Below are 7853 nucleotides of genomic sequence, written 5' to 3'. Positions count from 1 at the left end.
TCACGCCGTCGACGTTGATGGGACGTGGCGATTAGCAAAGATGCATCGGGACGATTAGTAACGCCGCTAGATGGGATTCGCGTCGGGAGTTTCCGTGTCGCACTTTCGCGAAGAGGATTTTGAGCTAGGCCAAACATTCCTTCATCTTCAGGATGCGACCGTTCAGATTACGCGTGCGTTGATCGGAGGAGGAGCGTCGATCAGCTACGGCGGTGGGTTTAAGATCGGACGGGCGACTTCGATGTCACCGTTGCTTGGTGAGTTGATCGAAGCGTACAACGAAACAGCGATCAATCCCGCACAACGATTGCGGATGTTTCAATCAGCCAACGCGAAACTCGAAGACATTCCCGAAACCGTCCGCTGTCATCTCCGACATCTTGGTAAATCGAGTGATCTTGCCGACGCTCGCATCTTCAATGACGAAGAACTTGCCCAGCTGCCTTTCGGAATGGTTTATTCGGAAATGAGAGCGGTGATGACGGCAGAGACGGATGCCCGCGTCGCGATCGGTGGCCAACTCTTCCCAAAGGATGCGGATGACAGCTCAGGGTACGGTGGTCGATTCCCAGGGATTGCCGAAGAAGTGTTCCGGGCCCTCGAAGCGAAACAACCATTCTATTTGTGCGGCGGATTCGGTGGACTGACGCGGCGACTTGCTGGATTGATGCAGTTCTCGGATCAAGTCGATGGTTTTTGGGACGAACGAACGTATGGCGGTAATCGTCGCTTCACCGCGCTGGTTTGGGATTTTGATCACCACCCCAAACGAAGTCGATTGCAATTGCCGCCGACTTTGTTGGCGTTGGCAACATCGATTGAAAAGTTTGCGGCGAAGTTGGGCGACGATGATGATCGGTGGCGTAATTTCAATGGTCTGAGTCGACAACAAAACGAAGTGCTGTGGAATGCAACCGACCCCATTTTGTTGAGCTCTCTGATCTCCGAAGGGTTGATGCGTTGGCGATCGCGTGGAATTGCTCGCGAAGGCAAACTCCGTGTCGAGGCCATTCATGGCAACGTGACATCGGTCACACAAGCTGACGTGTTAGCATTGCCGGTGTTTGATGACGTCGATCCGCAAGGCGCGGGAGCGGCCATCGATCGTGTCACCGGAGGGATGGTTCAACAAGCTCAGTCACAACCTGGCCGCTTGATCGGCGTCCGCAGTGATCAGCTTGACGTCGATTACCTGTGCGCAGTTTCGCTAGGAAAAGTGTCAGAGAAAGTTTCCGAACGTGACGAAAAGATGATCGTCGTTCGCGAAGCGATCACCAATGCGGCGAAGCAGATCATGCTGACGTGCCGCAGCGAGGGATTCCATTCGCTTGCCATTGTGACGTTTGGCGGATCGACGTTGAATCGGTATGCAGACGCGGTCAAAGCAATGCTCAAAGGCTTTCAAAGTCGTCCAGATGGGTTGGTGATAAAATGGGTCGAAGCCGACGAGGACCGATTTGGCCAATTGCTCGAAGAGCTGAGGGGACGCAAGGATATCGACGTGACCACCGTACTAAAGCCGACTCAGGCCGAGCCACCGACTTCGTACCCGTGGTTTAATTTGACGATCAAGTACGAAAACGGAAAGCTTGACATCACCGCGCTACCACAACATAGCACTGGGACCGTGTGGACAAATCGCGTCGAAGTGGATGCTCAAACGCTCGATGACTTGACCGCAGGGGTGGGAGTTAGGAACAAGCAAACACCGAGTGCCGCAGAATTAAAGCAACGTGGGCTGACGCTAACCAGGTTGCTGTTTGGCACCAACGTTGATGATTTCTGGAACCATTGTCAAAATTGTCCGATCGCGATTACGCTTGACGCCGCGGCATCGAAAATCCCCTTTGAAATGATGCGGTTCGACAATGGTAAAATAGCCGACGACGCTCCTGCGATCCGTGGTGGAATTCACCGCTGGTTAGCAGTGGGCGGAGGCCGGATGTCAAATTCGTTTGGGCGTCCACGGCTGTCGCGAAAGCTGAGAGTGGGGTTGGTTATCGACCCGACCAATAATCTCGACGGCGCTCGCCGCGAAGGGCAAGCAATCAAGCGAACTCTCAAGGCGATGGGCAGCGAAATCCAATGGATGTCGTTGGGAGACGAAGATCAGCCCGCGACGCGAGACCGAGTGATCGACATGCTTCGTCAAGTCGATGTGTTGCATTATTGTGGGCACGCATTCTTTGACGAAAATGATCCAACGCAGTCGGGATTATTGCTGGCGGCAAACGAGCGGTTAACGGGGCAGGATCTGAGTGCCGTCACCCCCATTCCACGCGTCATCATCTTTAACGCCTGTGAAGCGGGACGCGTTCGCGGTGAATCTGTGTCACCGCAATACGAAAGTTATTCGCTTGCCGAGATGGTGCTGCGAAGTGGAGTTGAAGCGTTTATTGGCACGCTTTGGGAGGTGGGGGACGCTGCGGCTGCCGACTTCGCAATGGGCGTCTACGGCGGACTTACCGGCGGCTTGACGCTTCGTGATGCGGTGACTCAATCGCGAAAGCAGCTTGCCGAAAATCACCAGAACGACTGGGCCAATTACATTTTGTATGGTGACGGTCGCTTCCGGCTCGCCTAAAAATGTGATGGGCGGATGCCTGCTTATTCGATAAGCGGCTGGCGCAGGGATTGGTGCAAGCTCAACGCGATTTTTGGTAGCGGCACGGCGCGAGAGAACGTCCGGCTTAGGCCAGAGGCCGATACATCCTCTGCCGTGGCCGTAAGGCCACGGGATGTAGCGAATGAGCTGCACAGGCCGGAGGCCGACACAATGACTCAGTAAATGTGTCGGCCTCCGGCCTTGGATTTGCTGCATTCCAAACCGGTGGTTAACACCACCGGCATGAATTGTACCGGCCTCCGGCCTTAAAAAAAAACGAATGCGATTTGTTAGAGTCACCCTAAGCCGGACGTTCTCGCGAGCCGTCCGGTTGCGGCATGAGAAAACGTTCTACGTAAACCGGGCGGCTTGCGCGGCTCCGCTATCGAAAACACTTGATTGGGGCCAAGTTGGACGGCATTGTGCAGACGCCCCGAACGCGAGGTGGTTTACTCTCGCGTGACTTGTAAGCGGCCCAATGGATTCCGCTGTGCAACAGCACGCGATTGAGTGCGTGCTTGCAAATCGAAGACGGGTGATTACCAACCGAGTCCGTAACCGCGGTAGCCTCCGTATCCGAATCCTCCAATACCTTGACCGATGCCGATCGAAATGCCGCCGGACCGATAGCCGGGATTGCCGTACAACGAGCGACCATAGCCGCCGTATCCTCGATAGCCGCTGTAGCCACGGTATCCACTGTAGCCGCGATATCCATCGTACCCGCCATAGCCGACGCTGACGCGTGGCGATCGGTAGTTGGAATAGCCCGAGGTCCCGTAATACGCTCGAACCGGAGCTTGGTAGACCGCTCGGCTTCCACAGCCGCTACGATGATGGCGATGGCCAAACGCACTGGCGGGTGCCGACATCACAATCGAGCTGGCGACGACGGCTGCAGAAAGCATGAAAGTACGAATCATTGATTTTCCTTTGTAGATGGGGAGTCGTTTTCAACAAAGAGGAAGGCTTCACCGCCCAGGGGTTCGATAAACGGGCGACGAGATTTCGCAAAGGGGAATGCATCTGCTGTGCCAAAAGAGTGCCGCATAACCTCGATGCCGGCTTTTGCGGAAGACGCGAATCACTCTATTTTCGTCAGCGTTGTCTCGGAGGTCGACCTGATCGGTTGGACACCATTTCTCGATGCGCTGAACCGTCAAAGATCTCAGCAGGTCAGAAAATCGTGAATTTCAATCGCGATAGGGGCATGATGGCACTTGGCATGCACATATACAGGGAGGATCGTACCCTAAATTTAGTCCAGGAATTCACACCGTTTTTTGATTCGACGCACTTCGCGAGCCGTTCACGACGATTGGGAGAAAGATGATGCAAAACGAATGGATACCACACGAGTGGGATGAGCTTTGTCAACGATTGATGCGATGTGCACAAACGCATGATTCAGCATCGTGTCAGCAGCAGGCTCAGGAATTCACTCAACAACCGCAGCCATCCAGCTACACCGAGTTGCTCGATCGGGTGCGTGAGGCGGCGACGCTTGCAATTGCCTGGCGTGATTCGGATTCCAGTTCCTCAAATCAATCAAAACCATCGTCGTCGGCACGCAAGCCGATGAAGTTTGATCCGGAACATGGGGTAGTGGATTCGATTGATGAAGCGGGAGCGGAATCGTTTCCTGCCAGCGATCCACCTGCTTACTAAGATTCGCGTTCTTGCTAAGATTCACGTCGTGGAATGGCAAACCAATGAAACTGGGGCTGTCGGTTGCAAACTGCACGCGACAGGCTTGTGTCGATTGATTCCGCCCGTAATCCTAACTTTCATTTGATGAGTCCTCTGCTGATTCCGCCGCTGCCATCACGACTGAGCTCCGTCCCCTTACCGCCGTATGCGTTTGTTCCGGGGATGCATCCTCATCCTGTTTCTGGAGTCGGCGGTCATCGCTATCGGTGCGACGAGCACCTGGGAACGTATGATTCGCAAACGTATCGACGACAGCACTGTTTGGCGATCGATTTGTTGAACCATGGCTACTACTGGGAATCACACGAGGCGTGGGAGGCGATTTGGATTGCAGCGGATCCGGCGACGCTGCGTGCCGCGTTTTTAAAGGGACTTATCAAGCTTGCCGCCGCGGGGGTCAAGGCACGTCAAGGAAGTTCAAGCGGCGTTCGGCGACACTCCGATCGCGCCGCAGCTTTGTTTTTGGAATGCGAACGCGATGCGACGTTTGAGTGTCCAGGTGAATTCGGCATCACGCCCACATGGTTGTCGCAAACAAGTTTGCAGTTGGCTGCCGCAGCCGAACGGATTGTCGATACGACGGTGTGCCCGGTTCGCCGAGTGTTGCCGTTTGTGATCGTGCCAGACTTTGGTTCATCCGCAGATTTCGATTCAGCCCCAGATTTTGGTTCAGCTATCGAGTGATCATGCCATTGGCAACATGACCGAGAACTCGGTTCCGGTCGGGCCTGTGCAAAAGTCGATACTGCCGGCGTGCTGGCGAATGATTTTGTCACACAACGCCAATCCCATCCCGGTTCCTTCATTGCGAGTGGTGAAATAGGGATCGAAGATCTGCGACTGAATTTCGCTGGGGATACCGTTCCCGGAATCGGCAACATCGATCCGTAGCGAGTCATCTTTCTTGCTAAGACGAAATCGCAACGTGCCGCCCGCAGGCATCGCTGCGAGTGCATTGAGTGCAAGGTTTAAAAGGACTTGTTCAAGTCGCACCGAATCGGCTTCGATCGCCCCGAGCGATTCCGCAGGCAGGTCGACCTTGACCGTGACATTTTGCTTTTTGGTTTGCGGATGCAGAAAACGGACTAGCTTTTCGATCAAGGTCGCCACATCGACCCATGAGCGTCCGAGTTCATTGACTGAGGCGAAATTGCGGAAGCTGTCGAGAACATTGGAAATGCGGGCGACTTCGGTGTGAAGCACGTCGAGCAATTCTTGGGTTTCATCATCGTGCGTGTCCCCGGCAAGACGCTCGCACAACAATTGGATATGAAGCGAAAGGGCACTGAGCGGGTTTTTAATTTCATGTTGCAGCCCTGCTGCAAGCGAGCCAAGGCCCATGTAACGTTCCATCCGTCGCAACCGTTGTTCCATCAGCACACGCTCGGTGACATCGCGAACATGGATAACGGTTCCGATTGCTTCGTCTCGCTGATTTTTCAGTCGAGTGCATCCTGCACGCAAGGTTTGTTCGTGACCGTTACGGTTAATGGTGTAGTCCCGATCGCGGATCGCGGTTTGACGCAAATTCACGTCGTTACAAATCGATTCGAGGAGGGCGTGTTCAGGACTCGCCTCGGATGGTGTCAGTCCGACGCCCTCGTGTTCACCCAGCCCCAGAAGTTCGCGGCCTCGCGGGTTTAGGCTGGTCATCGTTCCGTTTCGGTCGGTCGTAATAATTCCACCATCCATACTGGCGCGGATGTCGGTGGCCAGCACCTGGGCATCTCGCAACGACTGCTCGCTGGACAAATAGCCACGAACGAGCAGCGCAAAGGCAATTGCCGTACCGATGATGTTCAGTACCAGCAGAAACGACAGCCTGCTACGCAGCTGCAGGTCTCCCGAAAGTTCTTGGGCCACCGCCATGTCGCTTTCGGGGAGATGTTGGATGATGCGAGCGACGATCTCCTGTTCACGTGCGACATCAAACAGAATCCACGTGGTGACCGTCAGTGCGATCAAACTAAAAATAGCTAAGCTGGCCGCAAAACGCCGCACGCCGCGTCCGTGGGGGACGGCAAACATCGTCGGGTTCGGCTGACTCTGAGGCATATCGCTGCGTATGAGTGTGGGGGAAATAATACGATTCTCGATCGTGATCGAAGAGCTCGCGGTAAGCCATCGGCTGTAACGGAAGTCTTTCAAAATTGCGGGAATTCCGCAATGAGCCAGGGAAATCGGCCGCCAGAAGATCAGCTGCCGGATTTGTCAGCGGACGTTTTGAGCCAGTCGCAAATACCCTCCCAATGCCGGTTCTAATGCACGCCGTGGCATCCCCCCCCTGATCCGATAACGCGTTGACTAGACGAGTGCGATATAGTGTCAGGCAGGACGCCGCAACGCGGCCTCTGTCTCGATCTTATTTGATGAATAAACGCGGATAGTGACCAACACAGTAAAGCAACCTTGTTATGACCGATCTTTCCGATGCCGCCTCAACGAGTGAATCCCGTCAAGATATCGCAGACAATCTAAACGCGGACAGCCAGTTGGACACGCCCGTTAGCGTGACTGGAAATGGCAGCCTGATTGAGATCGGAGTGATTGTCGCAGGGCCGCTGGACATGGTCGATTCGCAAGCGGCGAGATTGGCTGTTGAACAGACCGATACTCGGCTTTCGGAGCTGTTTCCCTCCTTTCGTTTCAATTTTTTCGAGATCAAACGTCCCGAGTTGGCGGGGACGAGCATGAGTGTCAGCGGTCGTGTCGAGCCGAGTTTACTACTGCAACAGGCGGTGGAAGAACGTGATTCACGGCATTGGGATTTTGCGTTTGTGTTGACGGCCGCCGAGCTTGTCGGCAACTACTCGTCCTACTGTTTTGCCGCTCTTAGCCGGCCTCTGGATACCGCGATTATCTCAATGTCGCTGATCGACCCTCAGGCATTGGGGGTGGAGGCAAACCCTGAAGAGCGGATCGAGCGGATCGCTCGGCGATTGAGTCGGCTGATGTTGCACAGCATCGGTCATTTGACGGGGCTGCCCAAAAGCGATCATCCGAACGACCTGCTGTATCATCCGCCCAATGCGCAAGCGCTTGACTTGATGGCCGGGATAGATAAAGAGAGTCTGGCGCGTCAACGTGCGGCTCTGACTGAAATCGCGGATCAACGACTCGAAGAGGGCATCGGGCGACGTTTGGCTTTTCCCACTTTCGCGATTCGCGCCGCGTGGATCAATCGCAAAGAAATTTACCAGGCGATATGGGCCGCACGCCCATGGCAGTTTCCTCAACGGCTTAGCCGGTTGACGATCGCTGCGTTCTCGACGCTCGCGGTTTTATTGATGACTGCGGAAGCTTGGGATTTGGCACTGGCTCAAGGTCCCGTTAATGTGTTGGTTCTGTTTGCGATCTCGATGTTGTCGACCACGGTCTACGTCGTGCTCCGCCAACAATTGCTGGTTCGGCGCGGGACACGGCGGAGTGAACAATCGATCGTTACCTCTGCCGCCGCGTTTGGGATCGTCTTTGTCGGCATGGCGACGACTTGGTTGACGTTGTTTGTCGTCGGCGCGATCTTGGCACATTTTTTGTT

Annotated in this window: 6 protein-coding genes; 4 read left to right on the top strand and 2 right to left on the bottom strand. The window is 54.8% G+C overall.

Features of this window, described 5'->3' with window-relative positions; genetic code table 11:
- Window positions 1–94 precede the first annotated feature (94 nt).
- Window positions 95–2584: a CHAT domain-containing protein gene (locus tag RMSM_RS28570; protein ID WP_160168397.1), complete on the top strand. Its 2490-nt coding sequence runs from the start codon at window positions 95–97 to the stop codon at window positions 2582–2584.
- A 560-nt stretch (window positions 2585–3144) separates the two neighbouring features.
- On the opposite strand, the gene RMSM_RS40225 is transcribed toward RMSM_RS28570, so the two are convergent.
- Window positions 3145–3528, bottom strand: coding sequence for a hypothetical protein (locus tag RMSM_RS40225; protein WP_008705466.1), 384 nt, complete (start codon window positions 3526–3528; stop codon window positions 3145–3147).
- Window positions 3529–3934: 406 nt separating this feature from the next.
- Between RMSM_RS40225 and RMSM_RS28560 the strand changes: the two genes are divergently transcribed.
- The gene (locus RMSM_RS28560; RefSeq protein ID WP_008705464.1) at window positions 3935–4273 is read left to right on the top strand and encodes a hypothetical protein; all 339 of its coding nucleotides are present in this window, start codon (window positions 3935–3937) and stop codon (window positions 4271–4273) included.
- Window positions 4274–4399: 126 nt separating this feature from the next.
- A complete protein-coding gene (locus RMSM_RS37460; RefSeq protein WP_052031850.1) occupies window positions 4400–4999 on the top strand; it encodes a DUF309 domain-containing protein in 600 nt (199 codons plus the stop codon).
- Here RMSM_RS37460 and RMSM_RS28550 read toward each other — a convergent pair whose 3' ends face one another.
- Window positions 5000–6343 carry a two-component system sensor histidine kinase NtrB gene (locus RMSM_RS28550; RefSeq protein ID WP_040769828.1) on the bottom strand — a complete coding sequence of 448 codons (1344 nt, stop codon included), beginning with the start codon at window positions 6341–6343 and terminating at the stop codon, window positions 5000–5002. It abuts the gene before it with no gap.
- Window positions 6344–6729: 386 nt separating this feature from the next.
- Here RMSM_RS28550 and RMSM_RS28545 point away from each other — a divergent pair.
- On the top strand, window positions 6730–7853 hold a 1124-nt coding region (locus RMSM_RS28545), incomplete at its 3' end, for a hypothetical protein (RefSeq protein WP_008705461.1).

It is taken from the genome of Rhodopirellula maiorica SM1 (assembly GCF_000346295.1).
Taxonomy (GTDB): Bacteria; Planctomycetota; Planctomycetia; order Pirellulales; family Pirellulaceae; genus Novipirellula; species Novipirellula maiorica.
This window is presented reverse-complemented; position numbering and strand designations above follow the sequence as displayed.